This window comes from Luteimonas arsenica (assembly GCF_004352825.1).
GTDB classification, from domain to species: domain Bacteria; phylum Pseudomonadota; class Gammaproteobacteria; order Xanthomonadales; family Xanthomonadaceae; genus Luteimonas; species Luteimonas arsenica.
Genome location: NZ_SJRW01000001.1, coordinates 328,452 through 348,802 on the forward strand (window position 1 = coordinate 328,452; position 20,351 = coordinate 348,802).

The window sequence follows — 20,351 nt, forward strand, 5'->3', positions numbered from 1 at the left end:
GCGTCAAGCGGCCCGCGGGGCGCCGGTGCTATCGTCGACGGCCCCCACGCAGGCCATCGATCGAATGGGCACTTATGCGCTCGGATCCGTGTTCTCCCCGGCCTCGGTGGCCCTGGTCGGGGGTAGTCCGCGCGAGCGATCGCTGGGCCGGCTGGTGCTGCGGCAGCTCATCGACGGCGGCTTCCGCGGCCGCATCGGCGTGGTCAACCGGAACTATCCGGAGATCGAGGGCGTGGCCACGGCGCCGTCGCTGGATGCGCTGGGCTTCGCCCCGGAGCTGGTGCTGGTCGCCACCCCGCCGGCGACCGTGCCGCGGGTCGCCGTGCGTGCCGCGGATGCGGGCGCGCGCGCGCTGATCGTGCTCACCCGCGACATGGGCGTGGGCCCCGGTTCGCACAACACCGCGCTGCGCGCCATCGCCCGCGAGCGCGGGCTGCGCGTGGTCGGGCCGAACTGCCTGGGCGTGATCGCGCCGCATTCGCGCCTGTTCGCCAGCTTCGCCGCGCACCGGCCACCGCCGGGTGACCTGGCCCTGGTGTCGCAGTCGGGCGCGGTGGCCGCGGCGATGATCGAATGGGCCAGCCAGCGCAGCCTCGGCTTCTCCAGCGTGGTGTCGCTGGGCGATGCCGTCGACGTGGACTTCGCCGACCTGCTGGACTGGTTCGCCGTCGACCGCCACACCCGCGCGATCCTGCTCTACCTCGAACGCGTCCGCGATGCGCGCAAGTTCCTGTCCGCCGCCCGCGCCGCTGCGCGCGGCAAGCCGGTGGTGGTGGTGCGCCCTGGGCGGCATGCGCGGCGACGGGGCCCACTGGCCAGCCATGCCGCCGCGCTGGCCACGCCCGACGCCGTCTACGACGCCGCCTTCCGCCGCGCCGGCCTGCTGCGCGTGCACGCGCTGGACGAACTGTTCGCCGCGGCGGAGACGCTGTCGCACCTGGGCAGCGTGCCCGGCGACCGGCTGGCGGTGCTGACCAACGGCGCCGGCACCGGCCTGCTCACGCTCGACCGCCTGCAGGATCTGGGCGGTACGCCGGCAGGGCTTTCGCAGACGACCGTCGATCGCCTGGACGCGGCGCTGACGCGCGGATGGTCGCGCCGCAATCCGGTCGACCTGCTCGGCGACGCCGAGGGCCAGCGCTATGCCGCCGGGCTCGAGGCCCTGCTCGACGATCCCGGCAACGACGCGATCCTCGCGGTCAACGTGCCGACCGTGCTGTCCAGCCCGAAGGAGACCGCCGAGGCCGTGGCGGGCGTGCTCGCGGCCCGGCCGCGCGGCGCGCCGAAGAAGCCGGTGCTGGCCCTGTGGCTGGGCGACGACCAGGGCGCCGCCGGCCTGCTGGGCGCGGCCGGGGTACCGACCTACGCCAGCGAGGCCGAGGCCGTGCGCGGCTTCATGTATCTGGTTCGCCACCGCGAGGCGCAGGCGGCGCTGATGGAGACGCCGCCGAGCCTGCCGGGGGACTTCGCCGTGGACCGCGCCGCCGCGCAGGCGCTGGTGGATGCCGCCTTGGCGGAGGGCCGCGAATGGCTCGACCCCGAAGCCACCGCGTGCCTGCTCGCCGCCTACGGCATCGCCATCGCCACCCCGGCGCTGGCCGCCGATGCCGGGGCCGCGGTGAGCGCCGCGCAGCCGCTGCTCGATGCCGGGCGCACGGTGGCGGTCAAGGTGTTGTCGCCGGACATCGCGCACAAGAGCGACGTCGACGGCGTGCGCCTGCACCTGGCCAGCGCCGCGGCGGTGCGCGAGGCGGCAGAAGAAATCATCGCGCGCGCGCGCCGGCTGCGGCCCGACGCGCGCATCGACGGCGTCAGCGTGCATCCGATGGTGCTGCGCGCGAAGGCGCGCGAAGTGATCGCCGGCATCGCCGACGACCCGGTGTTCGGCCCGGTGGTGGTGTTCGGCCGCGGCGGCACCGCGGTCGAGGTGATCGACGACAAGGCGCTGGGGCTGCCGCCGCTGGACCTGCGCCTGGCGCACGAGCTGATCGGGCGCACGCGGGTCTCGCGCATCCTGCACGCCTACCGCGACGTGCCCGCGGCCGACGAGCGCGCGCTGGCCCTGGTGCTGGTGAAGCTGGCGCAGCTGGCTGCCGACATCCCCGACATCCGCGAGGTGGACATCAACCCGCTGCTGGCCGACGCCGGCGGCGCGGTCGCGCTGGACGCGCGGATCGCGGTGGCGCCGTCGAAGCGCCTGCACCGCGGCCGCGGCCACCCGCGCTTCGCGGTGTTCCCGTATCCCACCGAGCTGGAGCGGACGCTGGCGCTGTCCAATGGCCGCGAGGCCTTCGTGCGCCCGGTGCGCCCGGAGGACGATGCGATGTTCCGCCGCTTCTTCGAGCACGTCAGCGCCGAGGACCTGCGCCTGCGCTTCTTCCGCGCGGTACGCGACTTCAGCCACGACTTCATCGCCCGCCTGGTGCAGCTGGACTACGCGCGCTCGATGGCGCTGGTGGCGATCGACACGCAGACCGGCGACATGCTGGGCGCGGTGCGCCTGCTGGCCGATTCCGACTTCGAGCGCGGCGAATACGGAATCATGGTGCGCTCCGACCTCAAGGGCGCCGGACTGGGCTGGCGGCTGATGCAGGAGATGATCGAGGTCGCGCGCTGGATGGGCCTGTCCATCATCGAAGGCCAGGTGCTGCGCGAGAACAGCACCATGCTCGCCATGTGCCGGCGACTCGGTTTCAAGGTGGTGCCGGACCCCGACGACGCCACGCTGATGCTGGTGACCCTGCCGGTGGAGGCAGGTGCCGGGGGATAATCCGCGGATGCGCAAGATCCTGCACATCGACATGGACGCCTTCTACGCGTCGGTGGAGCAGCGCGACGATCCCGGCCTGCGCGGCCGCCCGGTGGTCGTGGCCTGGCGCGGCGCGCGCTCGGTGGTGTGCGCGGCCTCGTACGAGGCGCGGGTGTTCGGCGTGCGCTCGGCGATGCCGGCCGCGCGCGCCGAGCGGCTGTGTCCGGAGGCGGTGTTCGTGCCGCCGGATTTCGCGCGCTACAAGGCGGTGTCGAAGCAGGTGCGGGAGATCTTCCTGCGCCACACCGACCTGGTGCAGCCGCTGTCGCTGGACGAGGCCTACCTCGACGTGACCGCGCCGAAGGTCGCCTCGCCCAGCGCCACCGAGTCCGCGCGCATGATCCGCGCCGAGATCCGCGAGGCGACCTCGCTTACCGCGTCGGCGGGCGTCGCGCCGAACAAGTTCCTCGCCAAGATCGCCTCCGACTGGAACAAGCCCGACGGGCTGTTCGTGGTGAAGCCGTCGCAGGTCGAGGCCTTCCTGACGCCGCTGCCGGTGTCGAAGATCCCCGGCGTGGGCAAGGTGATGGAGAAGAAGCTGGCCGACATCGGCGTGGCCACCGTCGGCGACCTGCGCGGCTTCGCGCTGGAGGAGCTGCAGGCGCGCTTCGGCCGCTTCGGCGCCGGCCTGTACCGGCGCGCCCGCGGCATCGACGAGCGCCCGGTCGAACCCGACCAGCCGGTGCAGTCGATTTCAACCGAGGACACCTTCGCCAGCGACCTGCGCCTGGACGAGCTGGGTCCGGCGATCGAGGCGCTGGCCGCCAAGGCCTGGGCCGCGACCCGGAAGACCGAGCGCGTTGGCCGCACGGTGGTGCTGAAGCTCAAGACGTCGGACTTCCGCATCCTCACCCGCAGCTTCACGCCCGACGCGCCGCCCGCGTCGGAGGCGGAGTTCGTCGCCATCGCGCTGGCGCTGCGCGAGCGCGTGCAGCTGCCGGCCTCGACCCGCTACCGGCTGGCCGGCGTCGGCCTGGCCGGATTCCGCGACGCCGACGAAGTGCCGGTCCAGGCGCCGCTGTTCGCATCCGCCTGAGCGGGCGCGGCGCGCGTCGGGCGCAGCTCCAGCCACAGGCTGTAGGCCGCGGTGAGCGCCGGCAGCAGGTTCTGCAGCACGCCCACGGCGTCCTGCTTGTCCGAGAACAGGAAGTACGACAGCGTCATCGCGCTGCCGCAGATACTGATGATCCAGAAGCTGCGTGGCACCACCGCGCGTCCGGCGCGGCGCGAGGCGCCGAACTGCACCAGCCAGCGCGCGCCGAACAGCAGGGCGCCGGCCAGGCCGACCAGCTTCCACGGTGTCAGCGCGATGCCGGTCCATGCGAGTGCTTCGATGGTCCCGTTCATGACAGCAGCTCCGTGCTGCGGCTGATGCGTTCGTCGGCGACTGCGCAGGGGTTCCGCCGCAGCAGCCACAGCACGCCGCGCAGGTCGCTGATGCCGACCAGTGCGCGGCCGAGGTTGTCGTACTTGCTCTGGCCGTGGCGGCGCGGGCGGTGGTTCACCGGCACGCTGAGCGTGCGCCAGCCCGCGCGCTGCATCAGCGCCGGCAGGAAGCGGTGCATGTGGTCGAAGGCGGGCAGGTCGAGGAAGGTGTCGCGCGCGAACAGTTTGATCCCGCAGCCGGTGTCCGGGGTGGCGTCGTGCAGCAGCCGGGTGCGGATCGCGTTGGCGATGCGCGAGGCCCAGCGCTTGCTGGCGGAATCCTCGCGCCGCACGCGCCAGCCGGCGAACAGGCGCACGCCGTCGTCGGCGTCCGCGCGTGCCTGCAAGAGCCGCGGCAGGTCGGCGGGATCGTTCTGGCCGTCGCCGTCGAGGGTCGCGACCCAGTCCGCCCGCGCGGCCTTGACCCCGGTGCGCAGCGCGGCGCTCTGGCCGCTGCGCGCGCGGTGGCGGAGCACGCGCAGCTGCGGCCGGTTCGCGGCGCAGGCGGCCAGCGCCGCGGCGGTGCCGTCGTCGGAGGCGTCGTCGACGCAGACGATCTCGTAGCGGGTGACGTGGCGCAGGGCGGCGTCGATCTCGTCGAGCAGGGCGGGCAGGTTGTCGGCTTCGTTGTAGGCGGGCACGACGACGCTGAGCGCCGGCACCAGCGGATGCCGCGGGGGGGACGGATTCATCGTCATGGCTGCGTCCGGGCAAGGGCGTCGCCACGGTGGCGGGGCGCGGTGGACATGGTGGTGGGCATCGCAGGCGTCGGCAGCGTGGGGTGGCGGAATGATCCGGGCGCCGCTGTCGGAGAGCCGTTGGAGCGATGTTGGCGCTTCGTTAATCCCCGTCCGCGGCGAATGGCGGCACGCTGCACCGTGGATCGACCGCGGTCCCGGGCACCAGCCACCAGTCCTGCCGGCTGGCATGGCCGATCATCCGCGCGCGGCCGCGGTCGACGCAGGGCCCCAGCGCGGGCTCCGGCATCCAGAGCCAGCGCCGCTCCGGCGCCGCCGCCACCCAGTCCGCGGCCTCGCGCCACTGCAGGTGCAGAGGCTGTTTGAAGCCGAACTCCTGCATCGGGCGTCCGGCCTGCAGCATGTGCTGCTCGCGCCAGGCGATCGCGCCGAGTTCGCCCTGCGCGCCGATGCGCGTCGAGACGTCGCGCATCAGCGCCCGCCCCGAGCTCGAATCATCCAGCGCCGGCGCCAGCACCAGCCCGTAGCCGGCCCACAGCAGGGCCGTGAACAGCAGCAGGCCGGAGCCCACGCGCGGCCCGCGGAAGGCCGCGGCCAGCGCCCAGGCCGCGGCGCCGAGTGCGCCCAGCGCCCACAGGAAAGCGCGCATGTCGGCCGGCGCGATGCCCCGGGTTCCACCCAGCCGCGTCGCCCAGTCGGCGTCGGACAGGCCGCTGCCGGCGGCGCCCAGCAGCAGCGCGCCGCACAGCAGCAGCCAGCCCGACAGCAGCCACTGCACGCCGGCGCGCCGAAGCAGCGCCGGCAGCAGCGGCGCCGCGGCCAGGCAGAGCGCGGGCAGCGCGGGAAAGATGTAGACCTCGCGCTTGCCCGGGCTCAGCGAGAAGAACAGCAGCACCAGGGCCGCCCAGCCCAGCAGCAGCACGTGGCGCGGATCGCCGCGGCGCAGGCGCCGCCACCAGGCCGGCAGCAGCCAGGGCAGCAGCAGGGCGCCCGGCAGCCACAGGGTCGCGATCACCTGCGCGTAGTACCAGGGCGGCTGCACGTGGTGCCAGGCGTTGACGTAGCGGGTGCCGGTCTGGCGGAACAGCAGCTCGTGCGCATAGGCCTGCAGTACGGGATCGGGATGGCGCAGCAGCGCGATGCCCAGCGGTGCCAGCCAGACCGCCGCGCCCGCGGCGAAGGCGGCCAGCCCGAGCACCGCATCGCCGGCGACGCGCGCACCGGGCCGACGTGGCCGCCGCCGTCGCAGCCCCGGCCACAGCCAGGGCAGCAGCACCAGCACCGGCAGGAAGCCCACGCCCTTGGTGACGGTGCCGAGCCCGGCCGCGAACAGGCCCAGCGCCAGCCAGCGCCGCCGGTATCCGTCCAGCAGGTAGCGCAGCAGCGCGCACAGCGACAGCGTGGTCATCAGCACCAGCACCATGTCGATCTGCGCGCGCTTGGCCTGTAGGCCGAACTGCAGGCAGGCGAACAGCGCCGCCGCCGCCCACGGCCCGTGCCGCGGCGACCACAGCCGCGCGCCCGTGCGCCGCACCAGCCACAGCGTCGCCAGCGCCGCCAGCAGCGACGGCAGCAGGAACGCCACCCGCCAGTCGCGGACCAGGGTCCAGGCGGCCGCCTGCATCCACATGAAGACCGGGGGCTTTTCGGCATAGAACTCGCGGCCCCGGCGTGGCAGCAGCCAGTCGCCGCTGTCGACCATGGCGCTGGCGGCCAGGACGAAGCGCGGCTCGTCCGGCGGCGAGGGATCGCGCAGGCCGATGCCGGCGGCCAGCGCGAACAGCAGCAGTGCCAGCAGGAGCCAGCGGGGCGGGAGCGGCGTGCGGGCGGGGCGCGGCGGCGGCATCGGCGTCTGCATCGGGGGACCGGGTGTCCGGGCGATGGTGTCCGGCGGCGCGTGGGAGAATCGTCGGAGCGCGCCGCCTCCGACATCGTTCCGACGTCGGCGCGCGCAGCCTGTCGGCCCCACCGGAGCCACCCATGCGCCTGCTGGTCGTGGAAGACAACCAGAGCCTGGTCGCCAATCTCTTCGATTACTTCGAAGCGCGCGGCCACGTGCTCGATGCCGCCCCGGACGGCCCCACCGGCTACCACCTCGCCTCTACCCAGGCCTACGACGCCCTGGTGCTGGACTGGATGCTCCCGCGGCTGGACGGCCGCGAGGTGCTGCGGCGGCTGCGCGAGGCCGGCCACGACATGCCGGTGCTGATGCTGACCGCGCGCGACGAGCTTCCGGACAAGATCGCAGGCTTCCGCGCCGGGGCCGACGACTACCTGACCAAGCCCTTCCAGCTGCCGGAGCTCGAGGTCCGCATCGAAGCCCTGGTGGCCCGGGCCAGCGGCCGGGGGCGCGGCCGCGTGCTCGAGGTGGCCGACCTGCGCTACGACCTCACCACCCTCGACGTCACCCGCGCCGGCCGCAGCCTGCACCTGTATCCGGCCTGCCGGAAGCTGCTGGAAGTGCTGATGCGCGCCAGTCCGGCGGCGGTCACGCGCGAACGGCTGGAGCAGGCGCTGTGGGGCGACGACCCGCCGGACGGCGACATGCTGCGCTCGCACGTCTACGAACTCAGGCGCAGCATCGACGGTCCGTGGCCGGTCAAGCTGCTGCACACGCTGCCGCGGATCGGCTACCGCCTGGGCGAACCGGCGACCGGGGACGACGATGCCGGCTAGGAGCAGTCTGCGGCGGCGGATGGTGCAGGGGCTGCTGGCGTACGCGCTGCTGGTTTCGGTGGCGGTGTACGGCTACGGCTTCCTGGTCAACGAGCGCGCCGAACAGCTGGTGTGGACGGCGCTGCTGGAGGCCGAGTTCGACCACATCGAAGACCGCCGCGCGCTCTCCCCCGACGAGCGCTGGAGCGATACCGAGACCCTGTTCCTGTACGGCGACGAGGCCGCCAGCCCGCTGCCGGACGCACTGCGCGGCCTGGCGCCCGGGTTGCATGACGAGGTGGTGTTCGGCGGCAAGGAATGGGTGGTGCTGGTGCGCGAGGTGGACGGCCGCCCGTGGGCGCTGGCGCTGGACATCGGCGATTTCGAGCGGCGGGAAATCTTCGTCGCCGCCAGCGTGCTGGCCGCGATGCTGGTGATGGTGGCGCTGCTGGGCCTGGCGATCGGCTGGGGCGTCGACCGGCTGATGCGGCCGATGCGCGAGTTCGCGCAGGACATCGCGGGCCTGAGCCCGGACCGGGCCGGCCAGCGCATCGCGCTGCCCGCGGACGCCAGCACCGAGCTGGCGGTGATCGCCGATGCGCTCAACGACTTCATCGTGCGCAACGAGCAGTACGTCGAGCGCGAGCGGGCCTTCATCGACAGCATGAGCCACGAGCTGCGCACGCCGGTGTCGGTGATCGCCGGCGCGGCCGAGCTGGCGGCCGCGCAGCCCGGCGTCCCGGACGCCGCGCGCCAGCAGATCGCGCGCATCCGCCGCACCGGGCACGAGGTCGAGCGGCTGATCGCGCTGCTGCTGGTGCTGGCCAAGGACCCCGGGCGGCTGGCGCGGTCCAGCGACTGGATCGATCTGGCCGAGCTGCTGCCCGAGATCATCGACGACCACCTGCCGATGGCGCGCGAGAAGGGCCTGGCGGTGGTGCTGGACGCGCCGGAGCGCTGCGACATCCTGGCGCCGCTGCCGGTGGTCCAGGCCGCGATCGGCAACCTGTTGCGCAACGCCATCGAGAACAGCGACAGCGGCACGATCGACATCCGCGTCGACGGTGGCGCCGTGGTCATCGACGATCCCGGCCACGGCATGACGCCCGAGGAGATCAGCGCGATCTATGCGCGCATGGCGCGCGGTGGCGGCGGTCGCGAGCGCGGCGGCATCGGCCTGGACCTGATCTCGCGCCTGTGCGGGCATCTCGGCTGGACGCTGGACATCGCATCGCGGCCGGGGCAGGGCACGACCACGCGCCTGGACCTGTCGGCGGCGCGCGGCGCCCGCGGATAGCGCCGCGCCCGCGCCCGGGGCGACAATGGGCGTCCCCGAAGCCGAGGAGGCGCCGCGTGTCCTTTCCGTATGCCCTGGTGCTGTTCGACCTCGACGGCACCCTGGTCGACAGCGCCGCCGACATCGCCGAGGCGGTGAACCGCACCCTCGACGAACTTGGCCACGCCCGCGAGGACGAGGCCACCGTGCGCTCGTGGATCGGCCTGGGCACGCGCGTACTGCTCGAAAGCGCCCTGCGCCATGCCGGCAGCACTGCCGACGTGGACGCGGTGATGCCGCGGCTGATGGTCCACTACGAGGACTGCCTGCTGCTGCACGCGCGCCTCTATCCCGGCACCGTCGAAGCGCTCGATGCGCTGGCAGACGCCGGCGTGGCGATGTCGATGGCGACCAACAAGCCCGAGCGCATGGCGCGCGTGCTGGCCGACGCCATGGGCATCGACCGTTATTTCACGCATGTCGTCGGCGGCGACACGCTTGCCGAACGCAAGCCGCACGCGATGCCGCTGCTGCACCTGGCGGCGTTGCACGGCGTGGCTGCCGCGGACACGCTGATGGTCGGCGATTCCGAGGCCGACGCCGGCGCCGCGAAGGCCGCCGGCATGGACCTGGTGCTGCTGCGCCACGGCTATCCGCGCGACTTCGACCTGGAAAGCGCGGGTGCGGTGGCCGTGCTCGACGACCTGTCGACCCTGCCGTCCCTCAGCCCCCCGCCCGACACCGCCCCGTCCGACACCGTCCTGTAGGAGCAGCTACAGCTGCGACTCCGAGGTCACATTCCATGTGACCTTTGGTGATCCGTCGCGAGGTCGGGGTCGCAGCTGTAGCTGCTCCTACAGGGGGTGCGGTGCTGTGCGATGCAGGGCGGCGCGGGGCAGCCTGCGCTTCCTAGGCTCAGTTGGCGGGGGCGTAGCGCAGCGTCAGGCCGTATTCGCGGCCGGGCTGGTTGTACCAGGCGATGGTCTCGTACTCGCGGTCGAACACGTTCGAGGCCCGCGCCTGCAGCGTCCAGTCGGCGTTGATCGCGTACTCCACGCGCAGGTCGAGCGTGCCGTATCCGCCCAGGCGCACCAGGTTGGCGGCGTCGTCATAGCGCTCGCCGCTGCCGAAGCCGGTCACGCCCACGCGGAAGGCGCCGAAGGCGCGGTCCACGTCCACGCGCGCGGTGTTGCGCGAGCGCCGCGGCAGCCAGTGGTCGTGGTTGGCGCCGGCGCTGCGGTTGCGCGGGTCGATGTGGCTGAGCTCGGCGTTGATGTCCCAGCCGGCCAGCGACACGAAGCCGGTCAGCTCGGCGCCGCGGATGCGCGCCTCTTCGACGTTGAGCAGGGCGAAGTTCGTGTCGTAGCCGATCAGTTCGTCGATGTCGGTCTGGAACACGTTGAAGGTCCAGTTCCAGCCCTGGCCGAACTGCGCGATGCCCAGGTTCAGCGTCGTCGACTCCTCCGGCTCCAGGTCCGGATTGCCGTAGACCGGGTAGTACAGGTCGTTGAAGGTCGGCACCTTGAAGCCGGTGCCGGCGCTGGCGGTGAAGCGGAAGCCGTCGCCGAACTTCAGGCCGTAGCCGAGGCTGCCGGTGGCGTGGCCGCCGAACTGCTCGTTGTCGTCGTGGCGGACGCTGGCGTCCAGGCTGTGCGCGCCGAAGCTGCCCTGGTACGCCAGGAACAGGCCGGTGTTGTCGCGGTCCTTGACGGTGAAGTCGGTGCTGCCGGTGACCTTGTCGCGCAGCCAGTCGACGCCGGTGCTGAGCAGCTGGCCTTCGCCGACGCTGAAGTCGCCCTGCACCGAGGCGGTGTCGCGGCGGGTCTCGAAGTTGCTGGCGAAGGTCCGCGTGCCGGTGGCGTGGTCGTAAAAATGGTTGTCCGACTTGTCGTCGGCGCGGCCGATGCGGACGTTGACGTCGGTCCCCTGGTTCGGGCGCCAGCCGAGGCGGCCACCGAAGACCTGCTGCCGGGTGTCGGCCTCGTTGCCGCCGAAGATGCTGCCGTCGTATTCGTTGAAGGCGTCGGCCACCAGCACGTGGCCCTCCAGCTCCACGGTGTCGCCGAGCTTGCCGCCGCCGCGCACGCTCACCGAGGTGTTGCGGTAGCCGTCGCGGTCGGGTTCGTCGGCGAAGCAGCCCGCGCCCCAGCCCTCGGCGGTGCCGCGGCAGGAGTCGATGCCGTCGGTGCGCTGCCAGGCGCCCTGGGCCTGGAACCAGCCGCGCTCGCCGGAGCTGCCGATGCCCGCGGCGGCCTGGCGCAGGCTGTTGCTGCCCACGCCCAGGCTGAAGTTGGAGCGCAGGCCTTCGCCCTCGCCGGCGCGGCGGGTGAAGATCTGGATCACGCCGCCGATGGCTTCGGAGCCGTACAGGCTCGAACGCGGGCCGCGCACGATCTCGATGCGCTCGATCTGGTCCAGCGGCAGGTCCTGGAACATCACCATGCCGGCGGTCGCCGAGCCGATGCGCACGCCGTCCACCATCACCAGCACGTGGTCGGACTCGGTGCCGCGCAGGAACACCGACGACAGCTTGCCGGGGCCGCCCTGGTTGGCGAGGTTGATGCCGGCGCGGCCGCGCAGCAGCTCCACCAGCGAGGTGGCCTGGCTGCGCTCGATCACCGCGCGGTCGATCACCTGCACCGGGACGTTGGCGTCCTCGGCGTTGATCGCGGTGCGGGTGGCGGTGACCACGACGGTGTCGAGGTCGGTGGCCTGGATCGCGCCGCTGGCCGCGGCGGCCGGGGACAGGGCGAGCGCCACTGCGAGGGACAGGATCTGGTGTTGCGGCTTCATCGGTCAATCTCCATGCATCGCGCACGCCCGCGCGACCGGGTCGGTGTGGGCTGCGTGCATGGGGAGCGACGGAAGGGAGACGTGCGGGTACACGGCGCGCTGCCGCCGCGACGCCCTCCGCATCGCAACCAGTCATCCCTCTGGCCGGTCTCCGGGCTTGCGGGAGGGCGTCGGGTCGGCGTGCCGACTCCATGCCCGGCCCCGGCGCCTTCCCGTGCGAAGCACAGTGGCGGTTTGCCGGGGTGGATCCACGCTTACCGTTGCGGGGGCAGCGCCGGAATGCTTCCGCCGGCCATGGTGGCGGGCGGGAGGTCACCGGCTTCCCGTTTCAACCCTTGGGGGAATCCCCGCGGGTCACCAGAAAGTGGCGGCAGTCTAAGGCATCGGGGCGGGGCGCGCCAAAACGCCCGGACACGGGTACCGGCGGCGGCCGCAGCCGCAGCCGCAGGGCCCTCAGTCGGCGTCGGGCTCGTCCTGCATCACGGTGGTGGTCACCGGCCCGGCCGGCGGCCGGTTGCGCGGCGGCGGCAGGCCGGCGATGGCCTCTTCGGCGGCGGCCACCAGCTCGGCGCGGCGCGCCTCGGGCACCTCCTGCCAATGGCAGTCGCGCAGGGCCCCTTCCAGCGAATAGAGCAGGTTGAGGCTGGGCTTGAAGCCCGCGCGCTTGATGCGCATGAAGGCCTCCAGCGGGCCGGCCTCGATCAGGTCTTCGGGCGTCTTCAGCCCCACCTGGCGCAGCCATGCGGCCGATTTCGGCCCGATGTTGCGCATCTTGAGCGGCGGCGCACTCACTGCCCCAGCGATTCCATGTACACGCGCGCGATCTCCTCGAGCCCCTGCTGGTCCTCAACGTCGAAACGGCCCGGAACCGGACTGTCGAGGTCGAACACCCCCACCAGGGCACCCTCGTGGAACAGCGGGACCACCAGCTCCGAGCGCGAGGCGGCGTCGCAGGCGATGTGGCCGGGGAAGGCTTCGACGTCTTCGACGCGCTGGGTTTCACCGCTGCGGGCCGCGGCCCCGCAGACCCCGCGGTCGAGCGGGATGCGCACGCAGGCCGGCTGGCCCTGGAAGGGGCCGACCACCAGTTCGGTGCCGTCGTAGAAGTAGAAGCCGGCCCAGTTGAGCTCCGGCAGGGCGTGGTAGACCAGCGCGGAGAGGTTGGCGGCGTTGGCGATGCGGTCGCGCTCGCCGTGCAGCAGGGCGCGGGCCTGGGCGGCGAGCTGGGCGTACTGCTCGGGCTTGCTGCCCGAAAGGGTCTGTGACGTGAACATCCGCCCAGTCTAGGGCAAGCCGCCAGGCCGGTGCGGCGGCGTGCCCGTCGCCGCGCCTGTCGCGAAAGCGGCGCGATGCGTCGGGCGGTGATGGCGCGGTGTTTTTCGCGTAAAAATGGCCACCATGGCCGCGACCACGTTCTTCATCACCGGCACCGACACCGGCATCGGCAAGACCCTGGCGTCCACCGCGCTGCTGCATGCGCTGCGCGCGCAGGGCCGTCGCGCATCCGGCATGAAGCCGGTGGCCGCCGGCTGCGAACCGGGCGACGGCGGCTGGCGCAACGCCGATGCGCTGGCGCTGCAGGCGGCCAGCCGGCCGCGGCCGCCCTACGCGGACGTGAACCCCTATCCGCTGCCCGAGCCGACCGCGCCGCAGCTGGCCGCGCGCATCGCGGGCATCCGCGTGTCGCCGGGCGTGCTCGCCGCCGCGCACGCGCGCATCGCCGCGAACTGCGACGTGGTGGTGGTGGAGGGCGCCGGCGGCTGGATGGCGCCGCTGGCCGACGGCCTGGAGCACGCGCTGCTGGCGCGCTCGCTGGACGCCGACGTGGTCCTGGTGGTCGGCCTGCGCCTGGGCTGCCTCAACCACGCCCGGCTGTCGGCGCGCGCGATCGAGGACGACGGCCTGCGCCTGGCCGGCTGGATCGGCTCCACCCTGGAGCCGGACTTCAGCGCCGATTACCTGGCGCTGGTCGAAGACGCCCTGCCGGCACCCTGCCTCGGCGTGCTGCCGTACCTGCCCGAAGGCGACGCGCGCGCCGCCGCGAAGGCGCTGCGGCTGCCGGCCGGGGATTGACCGGCAGCCGCGCGAGGCCTCGCCTCAGCCAGGCTGCGGCGAGGGCAGGGCGTCGTCGTCGGCATCGGCATCATCGACACTGCTTGCGTCCGCCTCGCGGTCGTGGCTGTGGTCGCGCGCCAGGTACAGGTAGAACGCCGGCAGCACGAACAGGGTGAAGGCGGTACCGATGGTCATGCCCGCGGCCACGGTCATGCCGATCGCGAAGCGCGCCGCCGCGCCCGGGCCGCTGGCGATCAGCAGCGGGATCATCGCGAACACCAGCGCGGCGGTGGTCATCAGCACCGGACGCAGGCGGATACCGGCGGCCTCCTCGATCGCCTCGCGCTTCGACAGCCCCTGCTCGAGCTGCAGCTTGTTGGCGAACTCCACGATCAGGATGCCGTGCTTGGCGATCACGCCGACCAGGGTCACCAGGCCGACCTGGGTGTAGATGTTGATGCTCATGCCGGGGAAGGCTTCGATCCCGGCCATCTGCAGCACCCCGGACAGCAGCGCCAGGGCGTTGAGCACCAGCAGTGCGCCGCTGATCGCCATGGGCACGGTGACCAGCATGATCAGCGCGTCGCGGAAGCTTTCGAACTGCGCGGCCAGCACCAGGAAGATCACGATCAGCGCCAGCAGCAGGGTCACCAGCATGCCGGTGCCTTCCTGCTTGAACTGCCGCGACTCGCCGGCGTAATCGACGCTGTAGCCCTGCGGCAGCACCTCCGCCGCGGCCTGCTCCAGCACCCGCAGCGCATCGCCCTTGGACACGCCCGGGCGCGGCATGAAGGTGATCGCCACCGCGTTGAGCTGCTGGAAGCGCTTGAGGTTCTGCGGCTGCACGCTTTCCTTCAGGGTTACCAGGGTCGACAGCGGGATCAGCTCGCCGTCGCGGGTGCGGGTGTAGTAGTTCTCCAGCTGCGCGGCGTTGAGCCGGTCGCTGCGCTGCACCTGCGGGATCACCCGGTAGGAGCGGTTCTCCATCGCGAAGCGGTTGACGTAGCCACCGGCCAGCAGCGCCGACATGTCCGCGGCGAGCGTGCGCATGTCGATGCCGAGCATCGCCGCCTTGTCGCGGTCGACCTGCACCTCGATGCGCGGGCTGTCGAGCTTGAGGTCGGTGTCGAGGAAGATGAAGCGGCTGCTCGCCTGCGCGCGCTCGACGATGGCACCGGCCAGTTCGGCCAGCTGCTCCGACGAGCCGATGCCGCCGATCAGGAACTCGCCGCCGCCGTCGCCGCCGGCGCTGGGCAGCGAGGGCGGGACCTGGGCGAAGAAGTTCAGGCCGGTGATCTCGGCCAGCTTCGGCTGGATGTCCTGCTGCAGCACCTGGTTGGTGGAGCGGCTGCGCTGGCTCCACGGTTCCATGATGAAGCCGGCGATCGCGGCCATGCCGCTGCCCGGGCCCATGCCGCCGTTGATCAGGAACACGTCGCCGAGTTCGTCGATCTCCTCGGGCAGCGAGTTGACCGATTCCGTGTAGCGCTCGATGAAGTCGAGCGTGACCGGCGCGTCGGCGAAGGCGACGCCGAAAATGAAGCCCTCGTCCTCCATCGGCGCCGGTTCCTTGGGCGCGATCATGTACAGCGCCACGCAGGAAGCGAACACCAGCGCGCCGAAGACCGCGATCACGCCCTTGGTCTCAAGCGCACCGTGCAGCTTGCCCTGGTAGGCGGCATGCAGGCGGTCGAAGCGCGCATCCAGCCAGGCCTCCAGCCGGCCCTTCTCGTGGCCGTCGCCGTGGGCCTTGAGCAGGCGCGAGGACATCATCGGCGACAGCGTCAGCGCGACCACGCCCGACAGCAGCACCGAGCCGGCCAGGGTGAAGGCGAACTCGGTGAACAGCACGCCGGTCAGGCCGCCCTGGAAGCCGATCGGCACGTACACCGCCACCAGCGTCGTGGTCATCGCCACCACCGGCCAGGCCAGCTCGCGCGCGCCGCGGAGCGCGGCATCGCGCGGGGTCATGCCCTCTTCGATGTGGCGGTGGATGTTCTCCAGCACGATGATCGCGTCGTCGACCACGATGCCGATCGCCAGCACCATCGCCAGCAGGGTCAGCAGGTTGATGGTGAAGCCCATCAGCAGCATCAGGAACAGCGCGCCGACGAGTGACAGCGGCACCGCGATCGCCGGGATCAGCACGCTGCGCAGCGAGCCCAGGAACAGGTAGATCACCACGATCACGATCACCAGCGCCTCGATGATCGTGCGCACCACCTCGTTGATCGCGTCCTGGATCGCCTCGGTGCTGTCGTAGGGGATGGTGGCCTCGATGCCCTCGGGCAGCTGCGGCAGGATCTCCTCGTCCCAGACCCGGCGGACTTCTGCGATCACGTCCAGGGAATTGGCGTCGGGCGAGACGAAGATGCCCATGAAGGTCGCCGCCTCGCCGTTGATGCGCACCGAGGTGTCGTAGTTCTCCGAACCCAGCTCGACGTCGGCGATGTCGCCCAGGCGCACGATCGCGCCTTCGGATTCACGCACCACCAGCGACCGGAACTCCTCCGGCGTGCGCATGTCGGTGCGCGCGGTCAGGTCGACCGACACCATCTGCCCGCGGGTCGAGCCGAGCGCGGCCAGCACGTTGTTCGACTGCAGCGCCGCGTGTGCGTCGCTGGCGGTCACGCCCAGCGCGTTCATGCGGTCGGGCTTGAGCCACACCCGCATCGCGAACGAACCCGAGCCCATGATCTCCGCGCGCTGCACGCCGGGGATGGTGGAGATGCGCGGCTCGACCACGCGGGTCAGGTAGTCGGTGATCTGGTTGTTGCTGAGCTGTTCGCTGGCGAACGAGGTGTACATCGCCGCCATCTGCTGGCCCTGCTGCAGGTCGATCACCGGATCCTCGGATTCGGCCGGCAGCTGGCTGCGCAGCTTGTTCACCTTGGCCGCGATCTGGGTCAGGGCCTCGTTGGCGTCGTAGTCCAGGCGGATGTAGGCCTGGATGATGCCCACGCCCGCGGTGCTGGTGGAGGTGATGTAGTCGATGCCCTCCGCACTGGCGACCTCGCGCTCGAGCGGGGTGACGATGAAGCCCTGGATCAGGTTCGCGTCGGCGCCGAAGTAGGACACGCTGACGGTCACCACCGCGTTCTGCAGCTCCGGGTACTGGCGCACGTTGAGCTCGGTGAACGAGCGGATGCCCAGCAGCAGGATGAACAGGCTGACGACCATCGCCAGGATCGGCTTCTTGATGAAGATGTCGGTGAATTTCATCGGGATCTCCGGCCGTCGCGCGGACGCGCGGCGGCGGGTGGGGGCGGGGCCGCGCTCAGCGGTTGGCCGGCTGCGGGCGCTCGTCGGTGCTGGGCTGCACGTCGTTGTTGATGGTCACCGCGGCGTTGTTGCGCAGGCGCAGCAGGCCGCTGCTGACCACCGTTTCACCCGGCTCCAGGCCTTCGGTCACCGCGATCATGTCGCCGCGGGTGGCGCCGGTGGTGACGAAGCGCTGGCGCACCATCAGCTGCGGGCCATCGCCTTCGCCGTCCTGCGCGCGCGCCTCGCCTTCGGCCTCGACCACCACGTAGACCACGTTGCCGTAGGGGTTGAAGCTGATCGCGGTCTGCGGCACCACCACGGCGTCGGTCGCTTCGCCGACGTCGAAGTCGACGCGGGCGAAGGAGCCGGGGCGCAGCGCGCCGTCGGGATTGGCCACGGTCGCCTGCACGGTGAAGTTGCGGGTGCCGGCATCCACGCCCGGCTCGATCGCGGTGATCGTGCCCTCGAACTCGCGGTCGGGCAGCGCGTCCACGCGGGCGCGCACGGTCAGGCCTTCGCGCACCTGCGGGATCTGCTGCTCTGGCAGGCTGAAATTCACGAACACCGGGTCCAGCGACTGCAGGCTCACGATCGGGTCGCCCGGCGCCACGAACTGGCCCAGGTTGACCTTGCGGATGCCGAGGATGCCGTCGAAGGGCGCGCGCACGCGCTTCTGCGCGATCACCGCGCGCTGGGCTTCGGCCTGGGCGCGGGCGGTGGCGGCCTGGGTGGCACGCTCCTCGACGTCGGCCTGTGAGACCAGCTTGTCGCGCCCCAGCGTGCGCCAGCGCTCGGCCTGGGTGCGGGCCTGCCGCGCCGAAGCGTCCAGTGCTTCCAGGGTGGCGAGCTCGGCGGCCGAGTTCAGTTCGACCAGCAGGGCGCCGGCCTTCACCGGCTGGCCGGCTTCGAAGGCGATCTTCTGCACCACGCCGCCGGCTTCGGCGGTGACGTCGGTGCCGTTGACCGCCACCAGGGTACCGACCGCCTCGAGACTGCCTTCCCAGCGTTCGGCGCGGGCCTCGAAGGTGCTCACCGCGACCGCCGGCTGAGGCATGTCGTCGAAGAACCTGTTCATCATGACGCGCATCGCGCCCCAGACGGCGAAGACGCCGCCGAACACCAGCACGGTGATCAGCAGCATCCAGAACATGCGCTTGCGCGCGGACGGTTTGCGGGCGGGGTCAGGCTTGGCCATGGAGGAGGTCCTGGAGCAGGGAAGTCGCGGAAGTCGAGTGCGGGTCGCAGGCGGGGCCGAACACCGCGGCGCAGACGCGTTCGAGCAGGGCGTCGAAGGCGCGGTCGTCGGCCGGGTCGAACAGCGGCTGCCAGCCGTAGCCGTTGAGCAGGTACTGCACGTGGACGAGCAGGAGGCGGTAGGGGTTGCCGGTCTGGCGGTGGTCCAGCAGGCCTTCCTGCTGCGCAAGGGTGTACATGCCCAGGCACATCGCCCAAGGTCCGATGGTCATCGCCGCTGGGGCCAGCGTCACGTTTCCGGGCAGGTCGCCGCGCCGGCGGGCCTCGACGACGATGCCGTCGACCACGGCCGCCAGTGGCGCGCTGGCTTCCAGCGCCCGGCGGCGGCTTTCCGCCGACGCGGCGCCCCAGACCACGTCGGTCCACACGAACTGGGCCAGCCGGAAGTGCTCGGGCTGCTCGCGCAGGATCAGCAGGTCGGCCAGCGCCACCGCCAGCATGCGGTCGCGGGTGGGGCCGTCCCAGCGCGCGGCGCGCTCGAACAGCTCGGCGCGCGACAGGCAGCTGCGCGTGGCCAGCGCGACCAGCAGGTCCTCCTTGCTGGCGAAGTGCTGGTACAGGGTGCCGATGGCGTAGTCGCAGGACTGCGCGATGCGCGACATCTGCAGGCCCAGCAGGCCGTCCTGGCGGATCAGCTCCTGTGCCTTGTCCAGGAACAGCTGTTCGCGCTCGGCGAGTTCGCGCCGGCGTCGTTCACGGGTGCTCATGCAGGGGCTGGGGGAGGGGTGGGGCGGGAATAATGAACCTGATTCAGTTCTTGAGCAATAGTCTTCACCGCTGGGACGGAACGTGCTGCTACAACCCTGACTTCATGCACGGGTATGGCGTTTCCCCGACGCTATACTTGCCAGTTCAATAATTGACGGAACCGGTCCCATGCGGCGCATCGCGACGATCACACTCCTCCTCGCGGCGCTGGCCGCATGCGGTGGCGAAGACGGCCAGCAGGCCCCGCCGCCGCCCGAACTCGGCGTGGTGACCGTGCAGCCGGCCAATGCGCCGCTGCGTCGCGACCTGGTCGGCCGGCTGGCCGCCTACCGCAGCGCCGACGTGCGCGCCCGCGTGCCGGGCGTGCTCCAGCGCCGCAGCTACCAGGAGGGCAGCGACGTCAAGGAAGGCCAGGTGCTGTTCGAGATCGACCCGGCGCCGCTGCGCGCGGCCGCCGGCGAGGCCCAGGCCGCGCTCGCCCAGGCCCGCGCCAACCAGGCCAATGCCCGCGCCGCCGCGAACCGCGCGCGCAGCCTGGCGCCGCAGAAGTTCGTGTCCCAGTCCGACCTCGACAACGCCCTGGCCGCGGAACGCAGCGCGGACGCCGCCGTGCAGGCGGCGCAGTCGGCGGTGGACAGCGCCAACATCAACCTCGGCTACGCCACCGTGCGTTCGCCGATCGCCGGCCGCGCCGGCAAGCAGCAGGTGACCGAGGGCGCGCTGGTGGGCCAGGGCACGGCGACCCTCCTCACCACCGTCGACCAGATCGACCCGCTGTACGTGAACTTCAGCATGGGCTCGGCCGAGCTGGACCAGGTGCGGGCGATGCAGCTCGAGCGCCAGGGGCCGGTCGCGGTGCAGGTGAAGCTGCCCGACGGCAGCGTCTACGCGCATGAAGGCGAACTCGACTTCTCCGGCGACACCGTCGACCCGGAGACCGGCGCGGTGTCGCTGCGCGCGACCCTGCCCAACCCCGACCGCCGCCTGCTGCCGGGCACCTATGTGACCCTGGTCGCGACGCTGGGCGTGCAGCAGGGCGTGTACACGGTTCCCCAGGCCGCGGTGCAGCGCGACGCCACCGGCCCCTACGTGCTGGTGGTGGGCGCGGACGACACCGTCGCCCGCAAGGACGTCACCACCGACCGCGCCGAAGGCGGCCAATGGATCGTCACCGCCGGCCTGGCTGCCGGCGATCGCGTGGTGGTGTCCGGCCTGCAGCGCGCGAAGGTCGGCGAGCCGGCCACCGCGACGCCGTGGCAGCCGGGTGCCGCCGCCAACGGTGCGGCGCAGGGCACGCCCGCGGCACCGACCGGCGGACAGGCCGCGCCTGCACCGGCCGGCGACCACCCCGATGCCGCCGACCCCGCCGCACCGGCTGAGGCCGGCGACGACGCGGCCACGCAGGACTGACGGC

15 protein-coding genes, 1 pseudogene and 1 riboswitch are annotated in these 20,351 nt (G+C 72.1%); of the genes and pseudogenes, 7 read left to right on the top strand and 9 right to left on the bottom strand.

Annotated features, from left to right (window positions below; genetic code table 11):
• Window positions 1-64: 64 nt before the first annotated feature.
• Together E2170_RS01520 and dinB are read left to right on the top strand one after the other, a co-directional pair.
• The gene (locus E2170_RS01520) at window positions 65-2,770 is read left to right on the top strand and encodes a bifunctional acetate--CoA ligase family protein/GNAT family N-acetyltransferase (protein WP_132998887.1); all 2,706 of its coding nucleotides are present in this window, start codon (window positions 65-67) and stop codon (window positions 2,768-2,770) included.
• Between the two features lie 7 nt (window positions 2,771-2,777).
• Entirely contained in the window at window positions 2,778-3,845 is a 1,068-nt protein-coding gene (gene dinB, locus E2170_RS01525; protein ID WP_132998888.1) for a DNA polymerase IV, read from the top strand.
• Between the two features lie 20 nt (window positions 3,846-3,865).
• Here the strand turns inward: dinB and E2170_RS01530 are convergent.
• The 3 genes and pseudogenes from E2170_RS01530 to E2170_RS01540 form a co-directional block, all read right to left on the bottom strand.
• Window positions 3,866-4,156, bottom strand: a pseudogene (locus E2170_RS01530) (lipid-A-disaccharide synthase N-terminal domain-containing protein); the annotation flags it as partial.
• On the bottom strand, window positions 4,153-4,926 hold the full coding sequence (locus E2170_RS01535; RefSeq protein WP_132998890.1) for a glycosyltransferase family 2 protein: 774 nt from the start codon (window positions 4,924-4,926) through the stop codon (window positions 4,153-4,155). The pseudogene E2170_RS01530 and the gene E2170_RS01535, both read right to left, overlap by 4 nt.
• 148 nt (window positions 4,927-5,074) lie before the next feature.
• Window positions 5,075-6,778 carry an ArnT family glycosyltransferase gene (locus tag E2170_RS01540; RefSeq protein ID WP_132998891.1) on the bottom strand — a complete coding sequence of 568 codons (1,704 nt, stop codon included), beginning with the start codon at window positions 6,776-6,778 and terminating at the stop codon, window positions 5,075-5,077.
• A gap of 134 nt (window positions 6,779-6,912) precedes the next feature.
• On the opposite strand from E2170_RS01540, the gene E2170_RS01545 reads away from it, so the two are divergent.
• Genes E2170_RS01545 through gph form a run of 3 tightly spaced genes read left to right on the top strand, consistent with a single transcriptional unit; the run spans window position 6,913 to window position 9,630 of the window.
• Entirely contained in the window at window positions 6,913-7,608 is a 696-nt protein-coding gene (locus E2170_RS01545) for a response regulator transcription factor (protein WP_132998892.1), read from the top strand.
• 19 nt (window positions 7,609-7,627) lie between these two features.
• A complete protein-coding gene (locus E2170_RS01550; protein ID WP_425477812.1) occupies window positions 7,628-8,884 on the top strand; it encodes a sensor histidine kinase in 1,257 nt (418 codons plus the stop codon).
• Between the two features lie 56 nt (window positions 8,885-8,940).
• The gene (gene gph, locus E2170_RS01555; protein ID WP_132998894.1) at window positions 8,941-9,630 is read left to right on the top strand and encodes a phosphoglycolate phosphatase; all 690 of its coding nucleotides are present in this window, start codon (window positions 8,941-8,943) and stop codon (window positions 9,628-9,630) included.
• Window positions 9,631-9,778: 148 nt separating this feature from the next.
• Here gph and btuB read toward each other — a convergent pair whose 3' ends face one another.
• The 3 genes from btuB to E2170_RS01570 form a co-directional block, all read right to left on the bottom strand.
• On the bottom strand, window positions 9,779-11,656 hold the full coding sequence (gene btuB / locus E2170_RS01560) for a TonB-dependent vitamin B12 receptor (protein ID WP_132998895.1): 1,878 nt from the start codon (window positions 11,654-11,656) through the stop codon (window positions 9,779-9,781).
• A gap of 125 nt (window positions 11,657-11,781) precedes the next feature.
• Window positions 11,782-12,033: riboswitch (cobalamin riboswitch) on the bottom strand.
• 76 nt (window positions 12,034-12,109) lie between these two features.
• Entirely contained in the window at window positions 12,110-12,427 is a 318-nt protein-coding gene (locus E2170_RS01565; RefSeq protein WP_132999959.1) for a TfoX/Sxy family protein, read from the bottom strand.
• 17 nt (window positions 12,428-12,444) lie between these two features.
• Window positions 12,445-12,930, bottom strand: a complete 486-nt coding sequence (locus E2170_RS01570) for a GAF domain-containing protein (RefSeq protein WP_132998896.1) — start codon at window positions 12,928-12,930, stop codon at window positions 12,445-12,447.
• Window positions 12,931-13,054: 124 nt separating this feature from the next.
• On the opposite strand from E2170_RS01570, the gene bioD reads away from it, so the two are divergent.
• Window positions 13,055-13,729, top strand: a complete 675-nt coding sequence (gene bioD / locus E2170_RS01575; protein WP_132999960.1) for a dethiobiotin synthase — start codon at window positions 13,055-13,057, stop codon at window positions 13,727-13,729.
• 24 nt (window positions 13,730-13,753) lie between these two features.
• Here bioD and E2170_RS01580 read toward each other — a convergent pair whose 3' ends face one another.
• Genes E2170_RS01580 through E2170_RS01590 form a run of 3 tightly spaced genes read right to left on the bottom strand, consistent with a single transcriptional unit; the run spans window position 13,754 to window position 18,936 of the window.
• The gene (locus E2170_RS01580; protein WP_132998897.1) at window positions 13,754-16,933 is read right to left on the bottom strand and encodes an efflux RND transporter permease subunit; all 3,180 of its coding nucleotides are present in this window, start codon (window positions 16,931-16,933) and stop codon (window positions 13,754-13,756) included.
• Between the two features lie 55 nt (window positions 16,934-16,988).
• The gene (locus E2170_RS01585; RefSeq protein ID WP_165942124.1) at window positions 16,989-18,170 is read right to left on the bottom strand and encodes an efflux RND transporter periplasmic adaptor subunit; all 1,182 of its coding nucleotides are present in this window, start codon (window positions 18,168-18,170) and stop codon (window positions 16,989-16,991) included.
• Window positions 18,157-18,936 (bottom strand): TetR/AcrR family transcriptional regulator, encoded by a 780-nt coding sequence (locus E2170_RS01590; protein WP_132998898.1) that lies wholly within the window; start codon window positions 18,934-18,936, stop codon window positions 18,157-18,159. The genes E2170_RS01585 and E2170_RS01590 overlap by 14 nt, the downstream gene beginning before the upstream one ends.
• A gap of 169 nt (window positions 18,937-19,105) precedes the next feature.
• On the opposite strand from E2170_RS01590, the gene E2170_RS01595 reads away from it, so the two are divergent.
• The gene (locus E2170_RS01595) at window positions 19,106-20,347 is read left to right on the top strand and encodes an efflux RND transporter periplasmic adaptor subunit (protein WP_132998899.1); all 1,242 of its coding nucleotides are present in this window, start codon (window positions 19,106-19,108) and stop codon (window positions 20,345-20,347) included.
• Window positions 20,348-20,351 lie beyond the last annotated feature (4 nt).

Excerpts from the sequence above, each read along its gene's own strand:
- E2170_RS01520 (WP_132998887.1), top strand. The coding sequence starts at position 65 with ATGGGCACTTATGCGCTCGGATCCGTGTTCTCCCCGGCCTCGGTGGCC.
- dinB (WP_132998888.1), top strand. The coding sequence starts at position 2,778 with ATGCGCAAGATCCTGCACATCGACATGGACGCCTTCTACGCGTCGGTG.
- E2170_RS01535 (WP_132998890.1), bottom strand. The coding sequence starts at position 4,926 with ATGAATCCGTCCCCCCCGCGGCATCCGCTGGTGCCGGCGCTCAGCGTC.
- E2170_RS01540 (WP_132998891.1), bottom strand. The coding sequence starts at position 6,778 with ATGCCGCCGCCGCGCCCCGCCCGCACGCCGCTCCCGCCCCGCTGGCTC.
- E2170_RS01545 (WP_132998892.1), top strand. The coding sequence starts at position 6,913 with ATGCGCCTGCTGGTCGTGGAAGACAACCAGAGCCTGGTCGCCAATCTC.
- E2170_RS01550 (WP_425477812.1), top strand. The coding sequence starts at position 7,628 with ATGGTGCAGGGGCTGCTGGCGTACGCGCTGCTGGTTTCGGTGGCGGTG.
- btuB (WP_132998895.1), bottom strand. The coding sequence starts at position 11,656 with ATGAAGCCGCAACACCAGATCCTGTCCCTCGCAGTGGCGCTCGCCCTG.
- E2170_RS01565 (WP_132999959.1), bottom strand. The coding sequence starts at position 12,427 with ATGCGCAACATCGGGCCGAAATCGGCCGCATGGCTGCGCCAGGTGGGG.
- E2170_RS01570 (WP_132998896.1), bottom strand. The coding sequence starts at position 12,930 with ATGTTCACGTCACAGACCCTTTCGGGCAGCAAGCCCGAGCAGTACGCC.
- bioD (WP_132999960.1), top strand. The coding sequence starts at position 13,055 with ATGGCCGCGACCACGTTCTTCATCACCGGCACCGACACCGGCATCGGC.
- E2170_RS01580 (WP_132998897.1), bottom strand. The coding sequence starts at position 16,933 with ATGAAATTCACCGACATCTTCATCAAGAAGCCGATCCTGGCGATGGTC.
- E2170_RS01585 (WP_165942124.1), bottom strand. The coding sequence starts at position 18,170 with ATGGCCAAGCCTGACCCCGCCCGCAAACCGTCCGCGCGCAAGCGCATG.
- E2170_RS01590 (WP_132998898.1), bottom strand. The coding sequence starts at position 18,936 with ATGAGCACCCGTGAACGACGCCGGCGCGAACTCGCCGAGCGCGAACAG.
- E2170_RS01595 (WP_132998899.1), top strand. The coding sequence starts at position 19,106 with ATGCGGCGCATCGCGACGATCACACTCCTCCTCGCGGCGCTGGCCGCA.